Annotated in this window: 14 protein-coding genes; 6 read left to right on the forward strand and 8 right to left on the reverse strand. The window is 69.2% G+C overall.

Annotation, left to right across the window (positions count from 1 at the left end; all coding sequences use genetic code 11):
• Nucleotides 1–243 precede the first annotated feature (243 nt).
• Nucleotides 244–1,092, forward strand: coding sequence for an ureidoglycolate lyase (locus tag E9536_RS15965; RefSeq protein WP_059693076.1), 849 nt, complete (start codon nucleotides 244–246; stop codon nucleotides 1,090–1,092).
• A gap of 189 nt (nucleotides 1,093–1,281) precedes the next feature.
• Here the strand turns inward: E9536_RS15965 and E9536_RS15970 are convergent, their stop codons facing one another.
• The gene (locus E9536_RS15970; protein ID WP_027790334.1) at nucleotides 1,282–1,665 is read right to left on the reverse strand and encodes a VOC family protein; all 384 of its coding nucleotides are present in this window, start codon (nucleotides 1,663–1,665) and stop codon (nucleotides 1,282–1,284) included.
• Between the two features lie 252 nt (nucleotides 1,666–1,917).
• On the opposite strand from E9536_RS15970, the gene E9536_RS15975 reads away from it, so the two are divergent.
• On the forward strand, nucleotides 1,918–2,559 hold the full coding sequence (locus tag E9536_RS15975) for an ABATE domain-containing protein (RefSeq protein WP_136470231.1): 642 nt from the start codon (nucleotides 1,918–1,920) through the stop codon (nucleotides 2,557–2,559).
• 47 nt (nucleotides 2,560–2,606) lie between these two features.
• Here E9536_RS15975 and prpR read toward each other — a convergent pair whose 3' ends face one another.
• Entirely contained in the window at nucleotides 2,607–4,589 is a 1,983-nt protein-coding gene (prpR, locus tag E9536_RS15980; protein WP_124532265.1) for a propionate catabolism operon regulatory protein PrpR, read from the reverse strand.
• A gap of 170 nt (nucleotides 4,590–4,759) precedes the next feature.
• On the opposite strand from prpR, the gene prpB reads away from it, so the two are divergent.
• The 4 genes from prpB (at nucleotide 4,760) to prpF (ending at nucleotide 10,836) form a co-directional block, all read left to right on the forward strand.
• Entirely contained in the window at nucleotides 4,760–5,653 is an 894-nt protein-coding gene (prpB, locus tag E9536_RS15985; protein ID WP_136470149.1) for a methylisocitrate lyase, read from the forward strand.
• Between the two features lie 115 nt (nucleotides 5,654–5,768).
• A complete protein-coding gene (gene prpC / locus E9536_RS15990; RefSeq protein ID WP_027790338.1) occupies nucleotides 5,769–6,941 on the forward strand; it encodes a 2-methylcitrate synthase in 1,173 nt (390 codons plus the stop codon).
• Between the two features lie 82 nt (nucleotides 6,942–7,023).
• The gene (gene acnD, locus E9536_RS15995) at nucleotides 7,024–9,618 is read left to right on the forward strand and encodes a Fe/S-dependent 2-methylisocitrate dehydratase AcnD (RefSeq protein ID WP_059693071.1); all 2,595 of its coding nucleotides are present in this window, start codon (nucleotides 7,024–7,026) and stop codon (nucleotides 9,616–9,618) included.
• A 24-nt stretch (nucleotides 9,619–9,642) separates the two neighbouring features.
• Nucleotides 9,643–10,836: a 2-methylaconitate cis-trans isomerase PrpF gene (gene prpF / locus E9536_RS16000; protein ID WP_059693069.1), complete on the forward strand. Its 1,194-nt coding sequence runs from the start codon at nucleotides 9,643–9,645 to the stop codon at nucleotides 10,834–10,836.
• 58 nt (nucleotides 10,837–10,894) lie between these two features.
• Here prpF and E9536_RS16005 read toward each other — a convergent pair whose 3' ends face one another.
• From E9536_RS16005 to E9536_RS16030, 6 genes are all read right to left on the reverse strand, one after another.
• Nucleotides 10,895–11,833 carry an alpha/beta hydrolase gene (locus E9536_RS16005; protein WP_136470150.1) on the reverse strand — a complete coding sequence of 313 codons (939 nt, stop codon included), beginning with the start codon at nucleotides 11,831–11,833 and terminating at the stop codon, nucleotides 10,895–10,897.
• A 38-nt stretch (nucleotides 11,834–11,871) separates the two neighbouring features.
• Entirely contained in the window at nucleotides 11,872–13,026 is a 1,155-nt protein-coding gene (locus E9536_RS16010) for an acyl-CoA dehydrogenase (protein WP_136470151.1), read from the reverse strand.
• A 37-nt stretch (nucleotides 13,027–13,063) separates the two neighbouring features.
• On the reverse strand, nucleotides 13,064–14,386 hold the full coding sequence (locus tag E9536_RS16015; protein WP_136470152.1) for an MFS transporter: 1,323 nt from the start codon (nucleotides 14,384–14,386) through the stop codon (nucleotides 13,064–13,066).
• Nucleotides 14,387–14,396: 10 nt separating this feature from the next.
• Nucleotides 14,397–15,449 (reverse strand): porin, encoded by a 1,053-nt coding sequence (locus E9536_RS16020; RefSeq protein WP_136470153.1) that lies wholly within the window; start codon nucleotides 15,447–15,449, stop codon nucleotides 14,397–14,399.
• Nucleotides 15,450–15,534: 85 nt separating this feature from the next.
• Complete coding sequence (locus E9536_RS16025; protein ID WP_136470154.1) at nucleotides 15,535–16,335, reverse strand: enoyl-CoA hydratase-related protein; 801 nt, start codon at nucleotides 16,333–16,335, stop codon at nucleotides 15,535–15,537.
• Nucleotides 16,332–17,552 (reverse strand): CoA transferase, encoded by a 1,221-nt coding sequence (locus E9536_RS16030; RefSeq protein WP_060174018.1) that lies wholly within the window; start codon nucleotides 17,550–17,552, stop codon nucleotides 16,332–16,334. The genes E9536_RS16025 and E9536_RS16030 overlap by 4 nt, the downstream gene beginning before the upstream one ends.
• Between the last annotated feature and the right edge of the window lie 31 nt (nucleotides 17,553–17,583).

A 17,583-nucleotide genomic window follows, 5' to 3' on the forward strand; every position in this document is an offset into this window, starting at 1 on the left:
GGCCATGTCGCGGGTGCCGGGCCGTCGTCGCCGATGCGCAGACCGGCGGCCGCCCGTTCGATGCGCGCCATACTTCCGTGTGGCGCCACGATCGCTGCGCCCGCGCGACCCTCGCGCGTCGAACGGCATGCCGGATGCGGCGCCGACGCGCGCAATCGACGATCGACAATCAGTCCGGCACGCGGCCGCGAAGAGCGGCGTCGGCCGGTATCCTGTCCCATTCGACAACAGAGGTTGAGCACGATGAAACTGCTTCGTTATGGCCCGTCCGGCCAGGAAAAGCCCGGTATTCTCGACGCGGACGGCCGGATTCGCGACCTGTCGGCGCATGTGCCGGATCTGTCCGGCGATGTGCTGTCCGACGCAGGTCTCGCACGTCTGCGTGCAATCGATCCGGCCACGCTGCCGCTCGTGTCGGGCGAGCCGCGCATCGGCGCGTGCGTCGGCCACGTCGGCAAGTTCATCGGCATCGGCCTGAACTACGCCGATCACGCGGCCGAAGCCGGCATGCCGGTGCCGAAGGAGCCCGTCGTGTTCGGCAAGTGGACGAGCTCGATCTGCGGCCCGAACGACGGCATCGACATCCCGAAGGGTTCGGTCAAGACGGACTGGGAAGTCGAGCTGGGCGTCGTGATCGGCGCGACCTGCAAGGACGTCGACGAAGCGCGCGCGCTCGATTACGTCGCGGGCTACTGCGTCGTCAACGACGTGTCGGAGCGCGAATGGCAGATCGAGCGCGGCGGCCAGTGGGACAAGGGCAAGGGTTTCGACACGTTCGGCCCGATCGGCCCGTGGCTCGTCACGCGTGACGAGGTGCCCGATCCGCAGCGTCTCGACCTGTGGCTCGAGGTCGACGGCCACCGCTATCAGAACGGCAACACGCGCACGATGGTGTTCACCGTCGCGCAGCTGATCGCCTATCTGTCCAACTGCATGACGCTGCAGCCGGGCGACGTGATCACGACGGGCACGCCGCCGGGCGTCGGGATGGGCATCAAGCCGTCGCCGGTGTTCCTGAAGGCCGGCCAGACGGTGCGCCTCGGGATCGACGGGCTCGGCGAGCAGTTGCAGAGCACGCGCAACGCGCAGTAAACACGTCCCCGGCGCGGGCGGATCGCGGGGCAATCAGCCGCGAGCCGGCCGCGCCGCCCGGCATCGGCGTGCTTGCCTGCGGCGAGCGTCGCGACCGAACCTCGATGCAGCAAAAACAAGGACAAGGGCCCGATTCCGCGCGATGCGGAATCGGGCCCTTGTCGTTCACCCGCGTCGGTGCGAACCGGATCAGACGACGTTGTCCAGCTCGCAATGGGCTTCGAGCCGATATCCGTCGGGATCGACGACGAACGCCGCGTAATAGCCGGGGCCGTAGTGCTCGCGCTTGCCGGGCCCGCCGTTGTCCTGGCCGCCGTGCTCGAGCGCGGCGCGGTAGAACGCGTCGACCTCGACGGGCGACGCGGCCTTGAACGACAGGTGCAGCCCGGAGTCGGGATCGGCGGCGATGGGGCGAGCCGCATGCTGCAGCCACAGCACCGGCTCGGTCTCGCCGTACCCGATCGAGCCGTCGTCGCTATACAGCCGCTTGTAGCCGAGCGCGCCGAGCGTGCTGTCGTAGAACGTGCGGCTGCGGTCGATGTGGGCGACGCCGAAGGAAAGGTGATCGATCATCTGTGGGCTCCTTGAACTGAAGAGGGGACGTCAGTACGGCAAACCTGCCTACAAGCACCATGCCAGCCGCTTGTAGCGGAGCGCGCCGAGTGTGCTGTCGTCGAACACCCGGCTGCGGTCGTTGTGGATAACGCTGAAAAAAAGGCGATCGATCATCTGTGTCTCCTTGAACTGAAAGGGCGCAGTGCAGCCAACCGTTTTTAACCACCATGCCGGTTATGTTAGAAAGCGTCCGGATGCTTGTCAACCGGCATGCTGGTTAGATACGATCGCGTCATGAGCAAAACGCAACCTTCCGTCACGACGGACTGCCTGATTCCGGCGCCGCCGGAAACGCTGAGCATCGATTTCGCAAACACGCTGTACTGGCGCGGCGCCGACACGCCGACGGAGACCTTCGGGACGCTGGACGACCTGTTGACGTGGTGCCGCGAGCAGGCGGCCGTACCGGCCGGCCTGGCCGACGCGTGTCGAGTAAGGGACAAGGATGACGAGCCGGCGATGCTCGCGCGCGCGCTCGCACTGCGCGAGGCGCTGTATCGGCTGTTTCATGCGCAGGCCGAGCAGCGCGAGCCGCATGCCGACGACCTGGCGCTGCTTGGCGGCTTTCTGGCGGAAGCGGCACCGCGCGTTGCGCTGGCGCGCATCGACGGCGCCTATGCGTGGCGGATCGGCGGCGCAGGCGGCGCGCTCGCGGCGCTGCTGAGCCCGGTGCTGTGGTCGGCGATCGACCTGCTTGGCGGCGCGCGGCTCGCGAAGGTCAAGCGTTGCGCGAACGACGCCTGCCAGTGGCTGTTCATCGACGACAGCAAGAACGGCAGCCGCCGCTGGTGTTCGATGTCGTCGTGCGGCAATCGCGCGAAGGCGTACCGCCACTATCACAAGGTCGACTGACGTTCCTCGTTACGCAGGCGCGCGCCGGCGCGCCGCATCCGGCCTGCCTATTTCACCGACAACTTCCGCCACAGCGTCGTCTTGCTGATGCCGAGCATCGCGCATGCGCGATCGCGGTCGCCGCCGCACGCGTCGAGTACCGCGCGGATCTCGTCGGCTTCCGCGCGACGGCGGCGTGCGTGCAGCGTCTGCGCATCGTCGGCGTCGGCCGCGTCGGGGGGCGCCGCGAACAGCTCGGGCGCGATCGCCTGCAGCGCGTCGGGATCGAGCGTGCCGCAGGCGGCGGCCGGATCGTTTTCGTCGGCTTCCTCGGCCAGCTCCACCGCGATCCGCTCGATCACGTTCTGCAGTTCGCGCACGTTGCCGGGCCACCGGTAGCGCGTGAGCCCGGCCTGCGTCGCGCCGAGCACGCGCGCGGCATCGTCGGCGTCGCGCAGGCGCTCGGCGAGCCGCGGTTCGCGTCGTGCGGCCTGCACGAGCAGCGTGGCCGCGAGCGCCGGGATGTCGGCTGCACGCTCGCGCAGCGGCGGCAGGCCGACGTTCAGGATGTTGAGCCGGTAATAGAGATCCGCGCGGAAGGTGCCGGCCTCGACGGCGGCGAGCAGCGGACGGTGCGTCGCGGCGATCACGCGCACGTCGATGCGGATCGGCTCGGTCGAGCCGAGGCGGATCACCTCGCGCTCCTGCAGCACACGCAGCAGCCGGCTCTGCAGCGACGGCGGCATCTCGCCGATCTCGTCGAGAAACAGCGTGCCGCGGTGTGCGGCTTCGAACAGGCCGGTCTTGCCGCCGCGCCGCGCACCGGTGAACGCGCCTTCCTCATAGCCGAACAGCTCGCTTTCGAGCAGGGCTTCCGGAAACGCGCCGCAATTGACCGCGACGAACGGGTAGCTGCGCCGCGCGGACAGCGCGTGCAGGCTCTGCGCGATCATTTCCTTGCCGGTACCGCTTTCGCCGAGCACGAGCACGGTCGCGTCGGATTTCGCGTAGCGGCGCACGAGATCGCGCACGCGCGCCATCGGCGCCGATGCGCCGACCACGTCGTCGAGCGCGTAGCGTGCCGCGAACTGCTGCGTGGTGGGCTGCGAACGCAGTGCGCGGTCGAGCCGTTCGACCGCGCGCGATTCCTGGAAAGTCAGCACGCTGCCCGACGTGACGCCGCGATCGACCAGCGGCCCGCGGTGCACGACGTAGCGCACGCCGCGCACGGTCGCGAGCGCGTCGCCGTCCTCGCCGCGCAGCGTGCGCAGCTCGGGCCGCAGGTCGACGAGCGCGCGGCCGACGGCCGCCGCGGGTTCGACCCCGAGCGCCGACGCGAGCCGCTCGTTGATCGCCTCCACGCGGCCGCGCGCGTCGAGCGCGACCACGCCGTCGCGCAGGTGCTGGAGCAGGTTGTCGAGCCGCTGGCGGCGGAACGCCTCGGCGTGCGTCGCGTATGCGACTTCGAGCGCCGTCTCGACGGCCTTGCGCACTGACGCGTGCGAATACAGGAACACCGCACCCATGCCGGCGCTGGCGGCGAGATCGGTGACGAGGCCGGGGCCGACGATCGTCTCGATGCCGCGGTCGCGCAGCTCGTGCACGCAGGCTTCCGCTTCCTGCGCGGACTGATATGACGCAAACTGCACGTCGAGGCCGTATGCGGCGACGAAGCGGCGCACTTCGGGCGGCGTTTCGCCGGCACTGACGAGCGCGATCCGCGACGCGTCGCGCCGGGCGCGCGCGAGCGCCTGCATCACGTCGAAGCCGGTCGGCGACACGACCACCACCGGCACCTGCGCACGCGTCTTCAGGAAGCCGCCGTTCGAGCCGGCCGCGACGATCACGTCGGGCCGCGCGGTGCCGGCCTCGGCGATCGCGCTGAGCGCATCCTCATAGGCGCGCGTCACGATGCGCACGTCGGCGCGTTCGTCGAATTCGCCGGCGATCTCGCGAAAGAGTTCGCGCAGGCGGCTGATGCCCATCGCCCAGATGCGCGGGCGCGCCGCGCGATCCGCCGGGCCGACGGGCTTGGTCGAGGAGAGGTCCATGACGGTCGATTATGCGCGCGTGATTTCATTTTTGAAACGTGAAATTGCTGAATTGAAATCGCCGGGTGCGGCATCGCCCGTGCCGGTTGCTTAAGAATCAGAGGGTTAGCGACATTCCGCGAGCTGGCCCGGTCCTTGCTGTTATCGGGCATTCCATCAGGAGGCCGTTCATGAGCAACACGCATCTTCAGAGCGCCGGCGCGAAATTCCGCGCGGCAGTCGCGGCCGAGCAGCCGCTGCAGGTGGTCGGCGCGATCACCGCGTACGCGGCCAAGATGGCGCAGGCCGTCGGCTTCAAGGCCGTGTACCTGTCGGGCGGCGGCGTCGCCGCGAACTCGCTCGGGATCCCCGACCTCGGCATCAGCACGATGGAAGACGTGCTGATCGACGCGAACCGGATCACCAACGCGACCGACCTGCCGCTGCTGGTCGACATCGATACGGGCTGGGGCGGCGCGTTCAACATCGCGCGCACGGTGCGCTCGTTCATCAAGGTCGGTGTCGCGGCCGTGCACCTGGAAGACCAGGTCGGCCAGAAGCGCTGCGGCCACCGTCCGGGCAAGGAAGTCGTGCCGGCCGACGAAATGGTCGATCGCATCAAGGCCGCGGTCGACGCGCGCACCGACGATCAATTCGTGATCATGGCGCGCACCGACGCCGCCGCCGCCGAAGGGATCGATTCGGCGATCGAGCGCGCGGTGGCCTATGTCGAGGCCGGCGCGGACATGATCTTCCCGGAAGCGATGAAGACGCTCGACGACTACCGCCGCTTCAAGGCGGCCGTGAAGGTGCCGATCCTCGCGAACCTGACCGAGTTCGGCTCGACGCCGCTGTTCACGCTCGACGAGCTGCGCGAGGCGAACGTCGACATCGCGCTGTACTGCTGCGGCGCGTATCGCGCGATGAACAAGGCCGCGCTGAACTTCTACGAGACGCTGCGCCGCGACGGCACGCAGAAGGCGGCCGTGCCGACGATGCAGACGCGCGCCGAGCTGTACGACTTCCTCGGCTATCACGAATACGAGCGCAAGCTCGACGAGCTGTTCGCGCAGGGCAAGAAGTAACGCGGCCCGCGCGCCGGGCACGATTCCCGGCACGCCTTGCATGAAACCGGGCCGCGCGCACCCGTGCCGCGCCCGGCGGACATGACACCCACGATACATATTGGAGAACGGAAAGATGAGCGAGACGAAAGACGCAGCAGCACCGGCCGCCGCAGGCGCATTCAAGCCGAAGAAATCGGTGGCGCTGTCGGGCGTGACGGCCGGCAACACGGCGCTGTGCACGGTCGGCAAGACCGGCAACGACCTGCACTATCGCGGTTACGACATTCTCGATGTCGCCGAGTCGTGCGAATTCGAGGAAATCGCGCACCTGCTCGTTCACGGCACGCTGCCGAACCTGACCGAACTGGCCGCGTACAAGGCGAAGCTGCGCGCGCTGCGCGGCCTGCCGAACGCGCTGAAGGCCGCGCTCGAGCAGATCCCGGCATCCGCGCACCCGATGGATGTGATGCGCACGGGCGTGTCGGTGCTCGGCACCGTGCTGCCGGAGAAGGACGACCACAACCTGCCGGGCGCGCGCGACATTGCCGACCGCCTGATGGCCTCGCTCGGTTCGATGCTGCTGTACTGGTATCACTTCTCGCACAACGGCAAGCGCATCGAGACGGAAACCGACGACGACTCGATCGGCGGCCACTTCCTGCACCTGCTGCACGGCAAGACGCCGTCGAAGTCGTGGGTCGAGGCGATGCACACGTCGCTGATCCTGTACGCGGAGCACGAATTCAACGCGTCGACGTTCACCGGTCGCGTGATCGCGGGCACGGGTTCGGACATCTACTCGGCGATCACCGGCGCGATCGGCGCGCTGCGCGGGCCGAAGCACGGCGGCGCGAACGAAGTCGCATATGAAATCCAGAGCCGCTACAGCTCGCCGGACGACGCCGAAGCCGATATCCGCCGCCGCGTCGAGAACAAGGAAGTCGTGATCGGCTTCGGCCACCCGGTCTACACGATCTCCGATCCGCGCAACAAGGTGATCAAGGGCGTCGCGCACAAGCTGTCGAAGGAAGCGGGCGACCTGAAGCTGTACAACATCGCCGAGCGCCTCGAATCGGTGATGTGGGAAGCGAAGAAGATGTTCCCGAACCTCGACTGGTTCAGCGCGGTGTCGTATCACATGATGGGCGTGCCGACCGCGATGTTCACGCCGCTGTTCGTGATCTCGCGCACGTCGGGCTGGAGCGCGCACATCATCGAGCAGCGCATCGACAACAAGATCATCCGCCCGAGCGCGAACTACACCGGTCCGGAAGACCTGCAGTTCGTGCCGATCGAGAAGCGCTGAAACGCCTGCCGCGCGCGCCGGCGCCCGTGATGCGGGCCGCCGGCGCGCGCGGAACGTCTTACCCCGAATTCCGCCCCACATCATGAATACCGCCAACCGCAAACCCCTGCCCGGCACGTCGCTGGACTATTTCGACGCGCGCGCCGCGGTCGACGCGATCGCGCCCGGCGCCTACGACACGCTGCCGTACACGTCGCGCGTGCTCGCCGAAAACCTCGTGCGCCGTTGCGATCCGGCGATCCTCGCCGATTCGCTGAAGCAGATCATCGAGCGCAAGCGCGAACGCGACTTCCCGTGGTTCCCGGCGCGGGTCGTGTGCCACGACATCCTCGGGCAGACGGCGCTCGTCGATCTCGCGGGCCTGCGCGACGCGATCGCCGATGGCGGCGGCGACCCGGCGAAGGTGAACCCGGTCGTGCCCGTGCAGCTGATCGTCGACCATTCGCTCGCCGTCGAGTGCGGCGGCTTCGATCCGGACGCGTTCGCGAAGAACCGCGCGATCGAGGATCGCCGCAACGAGGATCGCTTCCACTTCATCGAGTGGACGAAGAAGGCGTTCGAGAACGTCGACGTGATCCCGCCGGGCAACGGCATCATGCACCAGATCAACCTCGAGAAGATGTCGCCGGTGATCCAGGCGCAGGACGGCGTCGCGTACCCGGACACCTGCGTCGGCACCGACAGCCACACGCCGCACGTCGACGCGCTCGGCGTGATCGCGATCGGCGTCGGCGGGCTCGAAGCGGAGAACGTGATGCTGGGCCGCGCATCGTGGATGCGCCTGCCCGACATCGTCGGCGTCGAGCTGACCGGCAAGCGCCAGCCCGGCATCACCGCGACCGACATCGTGCTCGCGCTGACCGAGTTCCTGCGCAAGGAAAAGGTGGTCGGCGCGTATCTGGAATTCCGTGGCGAAGGCGCGGCGAGCCTCACGCTCGGCGATCGCGCGACGATCTCGAACATGGCGCCCGAATACGGCGCGACGGCCGCGATGTTCTTCATCGACGGCCAGACGACCGACTACCTGCGCCTCACCGGCCGCAGCGACGAGCAGGTGAAGCTCGTCGAGACCTACGCGAAGGCGGCGGGCCTGTGGGCCGATACGCTGAACGATGCGCAGTACGAGCGCACGCTGACGTTCGACCTGTCGAGCGTGGTGCGCAACATGGCCGGCCCGTCGAACCCGCACAAGCGGCTGCCGACGTCCGACCTCGCCGCGCGCGGGATCGCCGGCCAGTGGGAAGAGAAGGCGGGCGAGATGCCCGACGGCGCGGTGATCATCGCCGCGATCACGAGCTGCACGAACACCAGCAACCCGCGCAACGTGATCGCCGCTGCCTTGCTCGCGCGCAACGCGAACGCGAAGGGCCTTACGCGCAAGCCGTGGGTGAAGAGCTCGCTCGCGCCCGGCTCGAAGGCGGTCGAGCTGTACCTGGAAGAGGCGAACCTGCTGCCCGAACTCGAGAAGCTCGGCTTCGGCATCGTCGCGTTCGCGTGCACGACCTGCAACGGGATGTCGGGCGCACTCGACCCGAAGATCCAGCAGGAGATCGTCGATCGCGACCTGTACGCGACGGCCGTGCTGTCCGGCAACCGCAACTTCGACGGCCGCATCCACCCGTATGCGAAGCAGGCGTTCCTCGCGTCGCCGCCGCTCGTCGTCGCGTATGCGATCGCCGGCACGATCCGCTTCGACATCGAGAAGGACGCGCTCGGCCACGACCCGGACGGCAAGCCCGTCACGCTGAAGGACATCTGGCCGACCGACGAGGAGATCGATGCGATCGTCGCGTCGAGCGTGAAGCCCGAGCAGTTCCGCAAGGTCTACGAGCCGATGTTCGCGCGCAGCGCCGATGCGGGCGAGCGCGCGGCGCCGCTGTACGACTGGCGCCCGCAGAGCACGTACATCCGCCGTCCGCCGTACTGGGAAGGCGCGCTGGCCGGCGAACGCACGCTGCAGGGCATGCGCCCGCTCGCGGTGCTCGGCGACAACATCACGACCGACCACCTGTCGCCGTCGAACGCGATCCTGCTGGACAGCGCGGCCGGCGAATACCTCGCGAAGATGGGCCTGCCGGAAGAAGACTTCAACTCGTACGCGACGCACCGGGGAGACCACCTGACCGCGCAGCGCGCGACCTTCGCGAACCCGACGCTGATCAACGAGATGGCGGTGGTCGACGGCGCGGTGAAGAAGGGCTCGCTCGCGCGCGTCGAGCCGGAAGGCAAGGTGATGCGGATGTGGGAAGCGATCGAGACGTACATGAATCGCAAGCAGCCGCTGATCGTCGTGGCCGGCGCCGACTACGGCCAGGGCTCGTCGCGCGACTGGGCCGCGAAGGGCGTGCGGCTCGCGGGCGTCGAGGCGATCGCCGCCGAAGGCTTCGAGCGGATCCACCGCACGAACCTGATCGGGATGGGCGTGCTGCCGCTCGAGTTCAAGCCCGGCACGAACCGGACGACGCTCGGCATCGACGGCACCGAAACCTTCGACGTGATCGGCGAGCGCACGCCGCGTGCCGACCTGACGCTCGTGATTCACCGCAAGAACGGCGAGCGCGTCGAGGTGCCGATGACGTGCCGGCTCGATACGGCGGAGGAAGTGTCGATCTACGAGGCGGGCGGCGTGCTGCAGCGCTTCGCGCAGGACTTCCTCGAATCGTCGCAGGCGGCCTGACGGGCCCACGGAGAGAACACGGACATGGCTCACATTCCTCAAATCAGGGTTCCCGCGACCTATATCCGCGGCGGCACCAGCAAGGGTGTGTTCTTCCGGCTGCAGGACCTGCCGGATGCCGCGCAGGCGCCGGGCGCCGCGCGCGACGCGCTGCTGCTGCGCGTGATCGGCAGCCCCGATCCGTACGGCAAGCAGATCGACGGGATGGGCGGCGCGACGTCGTCCACCAGCAAGACGGTGATCGTGTCGAAGAGCACGCGGCCCGGCCACGACGTCGACTACCTGTTCGGGCAGGTCGCGATCGACAAGGCGTTCGTCGACTGGACCGGCAACTGCGGCAACCTGTCGGCGGCCGTCGGCCCGTTCGCGATCGGCGGCGGGCTCGTCGATCCGTCGCGCGTGCCGCGCGACGGCATCGCGACCGTGCGGATCTGGCAGGCGAACATCGGCAAGACGATCGTGGCCCATGTGCCGATCGTGAACGGCGCGGTGCAGGAGACGGGCGACTTCGAGCTGGACGGCGTCACGTTCCCGGCCGCGGAAGTGCAGCTCGAATTCATGGACCCGGCCGCCGAGGAGGAGGGCGCGGGCGGGTCGATGTTCCCGACCGGCAACCTCGTCGACGATCTCGCGGTGCCGGGCGTCGGCACGCTGAAGGCGACGATGATCAACGCGGGCATCCCGACGATCTTCGTCGAGGCGGAAGCGATCGGCTATACGGGCACCGAGCTGCAGGACGCGATCAACGGCGATGCGAAGGCGCTCGAGAAGTTCGAGACGATCCGCGCGCACGGCGCGCTGCGCATGGGCCTGATCGACACGCTCGATGAAATCGCGACGCGGCAGCACACGCCGAAGATCGCGTTCGTCGCGAAGCCGGCCGATTACGTCGCGTCGAGCGGCAAGCGCGTGAACGCGGGCGACGTCGACCTGCTGGTGCGCGCGATGTCGATGGGCAAGCTGCACCACGCGATGATGGGCACGGCGGCGGTCGCGATCGGCACGGCCGCGGCGATCCCCGGCACGCTCGTCAATCTGGCGGCGGGCGGCGGCGAACGCAACGCGGTGCGCTTCGGGCATCCGTCGGGCACGCTGCGCGTCGGCGCGGAAGCGCAGCAGCAGGAGAACGGCGAGTGGACCGTCACCAAGGCGATCATGAGCCGCAGCGCGCGCGTGCTGATGGAAGGCTGGGTGCGGGTGCCGGGCGACGCGTTCTGATCGTCGCCGGCGGTATCGGCGCAGATGCGGGCGGCTTCGGCCGCCCGCGTCGTTTTCGTCAGCCGTGCAGGAAGCGGCGCAGCGCGTCGTGGCTCAGGCGGCGCGCCGTTTCGGCGATGCGCGCGCCGGGCACGATGTCGAAACCGTGCACGCCGCCGGGCAGCACGTGCAGTTCGGTCGGCACGCCCGCGCGGAGCAGGCGCCGCGCATAGTCGAGGTTTTCGTCGAGGAACAGGTCGAGCGAGCCGACCGACAGGAACGCGGGCGGCAGGCCGTCGAGCCGCGTGGCGCGCGCGGCGGCCGCGTAGGGCGACACGCCGTCGATGCCCGGCGCGTGACCGAGCAGCGAGGTCCAGCCGAACCGGTTGTTGGCCGCGTGCCAGACGAACTCGCCGGCATGCGGGTGCGGCGTGCGCGTGCAGGTGCGATCGTCGAGCATCGGGTAGATCAGATGCTGGAACGCGAGCCGGTATTCGCTGCGGTCGCGGGCCAGCAGCGCCAGCGACGCGGCGAGTCCGCCGCCCGCGCTCTCGCCCGCCACGCCGATCCGCGACGCATCGATGCCGAGCGTATCGGCATGGCGGAAGACCCATGCGAGCGCCGCGTAGCAATCCTCGATCGCGCCGGGAAACACGGTTTCAGGCGCGAGCCGGTAGTCGATCGAGATCAGCGCGCAGCCGAGCTGCGTCACGAGCGACCGGTGCACCGCCTCGAGATCCTTCGCCTTGCCGCGCACGAAGCCGCCGCCATGCAAGTGGACGATGGCCGGGAGCGGGCGCGCGTGATCGTCAGGCAGGTAGACGAGGACCGGGACGTCCGGCGCACCGGCGGGGCCGGGCACCGTGCGGTGTTCGAGCGTGCTGCCGGCCAGGTCGGGCGGCGGCAGCGGCAGCACGCGTTCGCGCGACTGCGCGAGGTTGTCGATGCCGAGCGTGACGGTCGGCCAGGTCTCGAGCAGCGGGCGGATTTCGGGGTCGACGAGATGCAGGGTGTCCAACGCATGGCTCCATCGTGAAGGTGGGCGGTGCACCGCGGTCAGAGCGCGCTGCGCGCGATGACCCAGCGGTGCACCTCGGTCGGGCCTTCGAAGATGCGCATCAGCCGCGCTTCGCTGGCCATCTGCTGCAACGGCATTTCCTTCGTCATGCCCATCGCGCCGAGCGCCTGCATCGCATGATCGATGACGCTCGACGCCATTTCGGTGGCGAACACCTTGACCATCGAGATCTGCGTGCGTGCATCCTGGCCGGCATCCACGCGCGCGGCCGCTTCGTAGGTCATGAGGCGGCACGCGTGGATCTGCGTGAGCGCGTCGGCGACCCACCACTGGACCGCCTGGCGTTCCGCGAGCGGCACGCCGAAGGTCTTGCGCTGTTTCGCATGGTCGCACAGCATCGCGACCGCGCGCTCGGCGCGGCCGATGCACCATGCGGCCATCTCCAGCCGCCGGTTCGCGAGCCGTGCCTGCATCGGCGCGAAGCCGGCACCTTCCTGGCCCAGCAGTTGCGCGGCGGGAATGCGGCAGTCGTCCAGCACGATTTCGTAGGTCGACAGCCCGCCGATCATCGGGATCCGCCGTTCGATGATGAAACCGGGCGTGTCGCGGTCGACGATGAACGCCGACATGCCGCCGCGCTTGCCCTTGCTCCGATCGGTGAGCGCCATCACGATCGTCCAGTCGGCTTCGGGCGCGTGGCTGATCCAGATCTTCCGTCCGTTCAGCACCCAGCCGTCACCGTCGAGCACGGCCGTCGTCGACAGCGCGCCCGGGTCCGAGCCTGCGCCCGGCTCGGAGATCGCCATCGCGGCACGCGTGATGCCGCGTGCGTACGGTTCGAGATAACGCGCGCGCTGCGCGTCGTCGGCCACGTCGCACAGCATCCGCAGGTTCGGCGAATCGGGCGGCAGGATGTACGGCGTCACGGTCGTGCCGATCGCTTCGTTGACGCCGACCATCGCGACGGCCGGCAGGTCCGAGCCGCCGGCGTCGAGCGGCGCGTCGAGGCCCCACAGGCCGAGCTGCCGGGAACGCTCGTCGAGGTGGGCGCGTTCTTCGTCGAGCAGCCCGAAGCGCTGGCCGTCGGCCTCGCGGGCCATGACCGCTGCTTCGAGCGGGATCAGCTCGTCCTGCACGAAACGTGCGACGAGGTCGCGGATCATCCGGTGTTCGAGTTCAAGGTCGAAATTCATGGGAGTCGATGAGGGTGGGTAAAGGGGGGCGATGCCGTCAGCCGGCGTTCGTGCGCGACACCGCGCGGGTGCGCAGCGTGCCGAGCAAGGCGACGGCGCCGGCCGCGAGCAGCGCGGCGTTGAAATAGAGGCCGCCGCGCATCGACCCGGTGGCCGTGTTGAGCACGCCCATCAGGAACGGGCTCGCGAACCCGCCGATCGCGCCGGACATCGTGATCGCCGCGATCGCGACCGCCATCGAGCGCTTCGGCAGCGCGAGCCCCGGCAGCACCCAGAATGCGGGCAGCGCCGCGGCGTGCGTGGCGACCGCGACGCAGAGCGCGATCATCAGGTGTGATGTGCCGGTGGTACTCGCCAGCCCGGCGAGCGCGGCCGCGCACGCGAGCATCGCGACCGCGCCGTGCCCGCGCCATTCGCGCCGCCGCTCGGTGCGCCAGCCCATCGCGAGCATGCCGACGATGCCGCACAGGTAGGGCAGCGCGGACAGCACCCCGATCCGCATCGCGCCATGCAGGCCGCCGCGATGCAGGATCACGGGCATCCAGAACACGAGCGCATAGCCGGCGGCCGCGATCGAGAAATTGGCCGCGCACAGCAGCCAGAAATCGCGGTGGGCAAGCAGCGGCCGTGCCGCGTTCGCGTCCGGTGTGGCGGCTTCGGCGTGCACGTGCGCGGCGCGCAGCGCGGCCTTGTCGGCGTCCGACAGCCAGCGCGCGTCGTCCGGCCGGTCGTCGAGAAAGCGCAGCGCGACGAGGCCGAGCACGCTGCTCGGCAGCCCTTCGACGAGGAACAGCCACTGCCAGCCGCTCAGGCCGGCGGCGCCGTCGAAGAACGAGAGGATGGCGCCCGACACGGGGCCGGCGATCAGCCCGGCGAGGTACAGCGCAGTCATGAACAACGCGAACGCCTTCGCGCGCTGCCGCGGCGGATACCACGCGCCGAGATAGAACAGGATGCCGGGGAAGAAGCCGGCCTCGAACACGCCGAGCAGGAAGCGGCACGCGTAGAACTGCGCGGGCGTCGTGACGAACATCGTCGCGGCCGAGCCGAGCCCCCACAGCACCATGATCCGGGCAATCGTCTTGCGTGCGCCGATCCGCGCCAGCAGCGCGTTGCTCGGAATCTCGAACGCCATGTAGCCGATGAAGAAGATGCCCGCGCCGAGCCCGTAGACGGCGTCGGAGAAGTGCAGTTCGGCGGCCATCTGCGCGTGCGCGAAACCGATGTTGATCCGGTCGATGAACGACAGCGTGTAGCAGAGGATCAGGAACGGCAGTAGCCGGCGCGAGATCCGGCGGTAGAGCGCCTGCGTCGCGTGATCGCCGGCGGCGGCCGCATGCGTGGAAAGGGTCGGGGTCATGGGCACTCCGTCAGAAGCGGTGGGCGATGCCGAGCGCGAACACCTGCCCGGTGCCGCCCGGTTGCGGCTGCAGGCCGACGACGACCGTGTTGCGGGCGTCGCCGCTGTTCTTCACGTACAGATAGCGGGCGTAGAGCGACGTGCGCTTCGACAGCGGATGGTCGTAGCCGACGCCGAGCGCGGTCGCGTCGTTCGCCGAGCCTTTCACGTCGCGACGCACGACCGAGACGAGCACGCGATCGAGCGCGCCGACGTTGATCGACGCGCCGGCGCTCGCGGTCGAGAACGCCGGCAGGTGCGCCGCCGTGCCGACGCCGTACAGGAACGCGGCGTACAGCTTGACGCGAGCGAATGCGTAGTTGGCCGCGAACACGTAGTGGCGCGTCGTCGACGGCGAGACGACGGGCGCCAGGTTGCCGGCCGACGTGTCGCCCTGGAAGCCGGCGCCGAGATAGAGCCCGCCGATCCGGTACTGGAGCCCGGCGCCGTAGTTGCGCCCGGCCTGCGTGGACAGCGCGTTGGGCGTCGGAAAGCCGTACGTGGCCATCACGCGCAGGCCGTTCCAGTCGGGGCTCAGATACGACGCCGCCTGGTTGAAGCGCGGAATCGGCGGCGTCGTGTTGCTCGTGATCGTGTCCGTCGACGTCGCGAGCAGCGCGAGCGGCGACAGCCGTTCGTTGAGCCCGAACGGATCGCCGTCGTACACGACGTAGAACGCGGGCGTGTATTGGCGGCCGAGCCGAAGGTCGCCGTAGCGCGTGTTCTGCAGCGACACGTAGGCCTGCCGGTAGAACAGCGTGCCGCCCTGGAACGATCCGTCGGCCGGCGAGAAGCCGCTTTCCAGCACGAACTTCGTCGACGTGCCGCCGCCGAGATCCTCGACGCCCGTCAGTCCGATGCGGCTCGTCGACGATCCGCCGCCGCTTTGCCGCAGGCTCGACAGGCTGCCGACGCGGTCGAATTCGACGTAGCTGTCGACGATCCCGTACAGCGTGACCGACGATGCGTGCACCGACGTGGCGCTCAGCACGCACGCGCCGATCAGGAATGCTTTCCGTTGCATGAAGGTGTCTCCGTTCCATGTCTTGTTGTGGCGCGCCCGCGTTCTGGGAGCGGTTGCGCGCGGGGTGCCGCCGTGCCGCGTCGGTTCAGCGCCCCTTGAATACCGGCTTGCGTTTCTCGAGAAACGCGCGGGCGCCCTCGATCCGGTCCTCGCTCGCGTAGACGTCGGGGCCGACGTCCAGCCGCAGCGCGGCGGCCGCCGGCAGCCCCTGGCTGCGTGTCGCGGTTTCCTTGATGCGGCGGATCGTGAGCGGCGCGTTTTCGGAGATCGTCCGCGCCAGTTCGCGCACGGTGTCGTCGAGCGCGGCGGCGGGGACGACGCGGTTCAGCAAGCCGACGCGCTGCGCCTCGTCCGCGTCGAGGCGGCGGCCCGTGAACAGCAGCTCCATCGCGATCGCGCGCGGCAGCAGGCGCGGCAGCAGCACGCTCGCGAAATTCGCGCCCATCCCGACGCGCGCCTCGGGCAGCGCGAAGGTCGCGTGATCGGCGGCGATCCGCAGGTCGCACGCGAGCGCGATTTCAAAGCCGCCGCCGACGGCGAAGCCGTTGACGGCCGCGATGGTCGGCTTGCGCAGTTCCAGGATCAGCTCGTGCACGTTGCGGGCGAGCCCGCGCATCGGCCGCATCCCGCGAATCTCGGGATCGCCGAGATCGACGCCCGCGCTGAATGCGCGCTCGCCCGCGCCGCGGATCACGATGACGCGGATCGCCGGGTTGTCGTCGAGCGTGACCAGTTCGTCGCACAGGCGCCGGATCGCGTCGGCGGACAGCGCGTTGGCGACGTGCGGGCGATGGATCGTCAGCCACGCGATGCCGTCGTCGTCGTTGCGCAGGATCGACGGGGCGTCGTCGCCCGTCAGCGAGGAAAATGCGCCCGGCGTGGTCATGACGCGCTCCCGGCAGCATTCGCGCGCGTGTCGTGGAGCACGCCCGCCTGCCGCAACGCGTCCCGGCGCGCCGCGTCGATACCGAACGCGTCGAGCACGGCGTCGGTGTCGGCGGCGAACGGCTGCGGCGGCCGGCGTATCGATCCGGGCGTACGGGAAAGCTTGGCGGGGATGCCCGCGCCGATGTACGTGTCGGTGTCGACGAACATCGCGTTGCGAGCGGTTTGCGGATGGCCGAACGCGTCGGCGACGGTGTTCACCGGCCCCGTCGCGACGCCCGCGTGCATCAGCCGCTCGACGACCTCGTCGGCGCGCAGCTCGGCGGTCAGCTGGCCGAGCAGCGTGTCGAGCGCATCGCGATGCGCGACGCGCTGCGCGTTGGTCGCGAAGCGCGGATCGCGCGCCAGCTCGGGCACGCCGAGCGCTTCGACGAGCCGCGCAAACGTGCGGTTGTTGCCGGCGCCGGTCGCGACCGGCTTGTCCTTGCACGGATAGACGCCGTACGGCGCGATCGCGCCGTACACGTTGCCGGTCGCGACGGGAACCTCACCGGTCGCCATCCAGCTCGTGCTGACCGGATGCAGCATCGACAGCGCCGTGCTGAACAGGTCGATGTCGACGTGCTGGCCGAGGCCGGAGCGCGTCCGTTCGACCAGCGCAAGCAGGACGCTCGATACGGCGCTCATGCCGGCCGCGAAGTCGACGACCGGAAACGGCACCTTGAGCGGCATGCCGCCCGGTTCGCCGTTGATCGACATGAAGCCGGCGAGGCCCTGCGCGACGGCGTCGTAGCCCGGAAACCGCGCGAGCGGGCCGTCGGTGCCGTATCCGGAGATCGAGCAGTGGACGAGGCGCGGAAAGCGCTCGCGCAGGCAGTCTTCGTAGCCGATGCCCCAGCGTTCGAGCGTGCCCTGCTTGAAGTTGTCGACCAGCACGTCGGCTTTCTCGAGCAGGCGGAACAGCACGTCGCGTCCGTCGGGATGCGACAGGTCGAGCGCGAGATTGAGCTTGTTGCGGTTGAGCCCCCAGTAGTAGCTGGAGAGGCCGTTCGGCATCGCGGGCCCCCAGTCGCGCGTTTCGTCGCCCTGCGGCGGTTCGATCTTGATGACGTCCGCGCCGTGGTCGGCGAGCGTCTGCGCGCAGAACGGCCCCGCATAGACGCGGCTCAGGTCCACCACACGCACGCCCGCGAGCGCGCCTTCGTTACTGCTGGTCATGACGATGTCTCCTTCGATGGGGATGCGATGC

The organism is Burkholderia sp. LS-044, from assembly GCF_004803625.1.
GTDB lineage: Bacteria > Pseudomonadota > Gammaproteobacteria > Burkholderiales > Burkholderiaceae > Burkholderia > Burkholderia cepacia.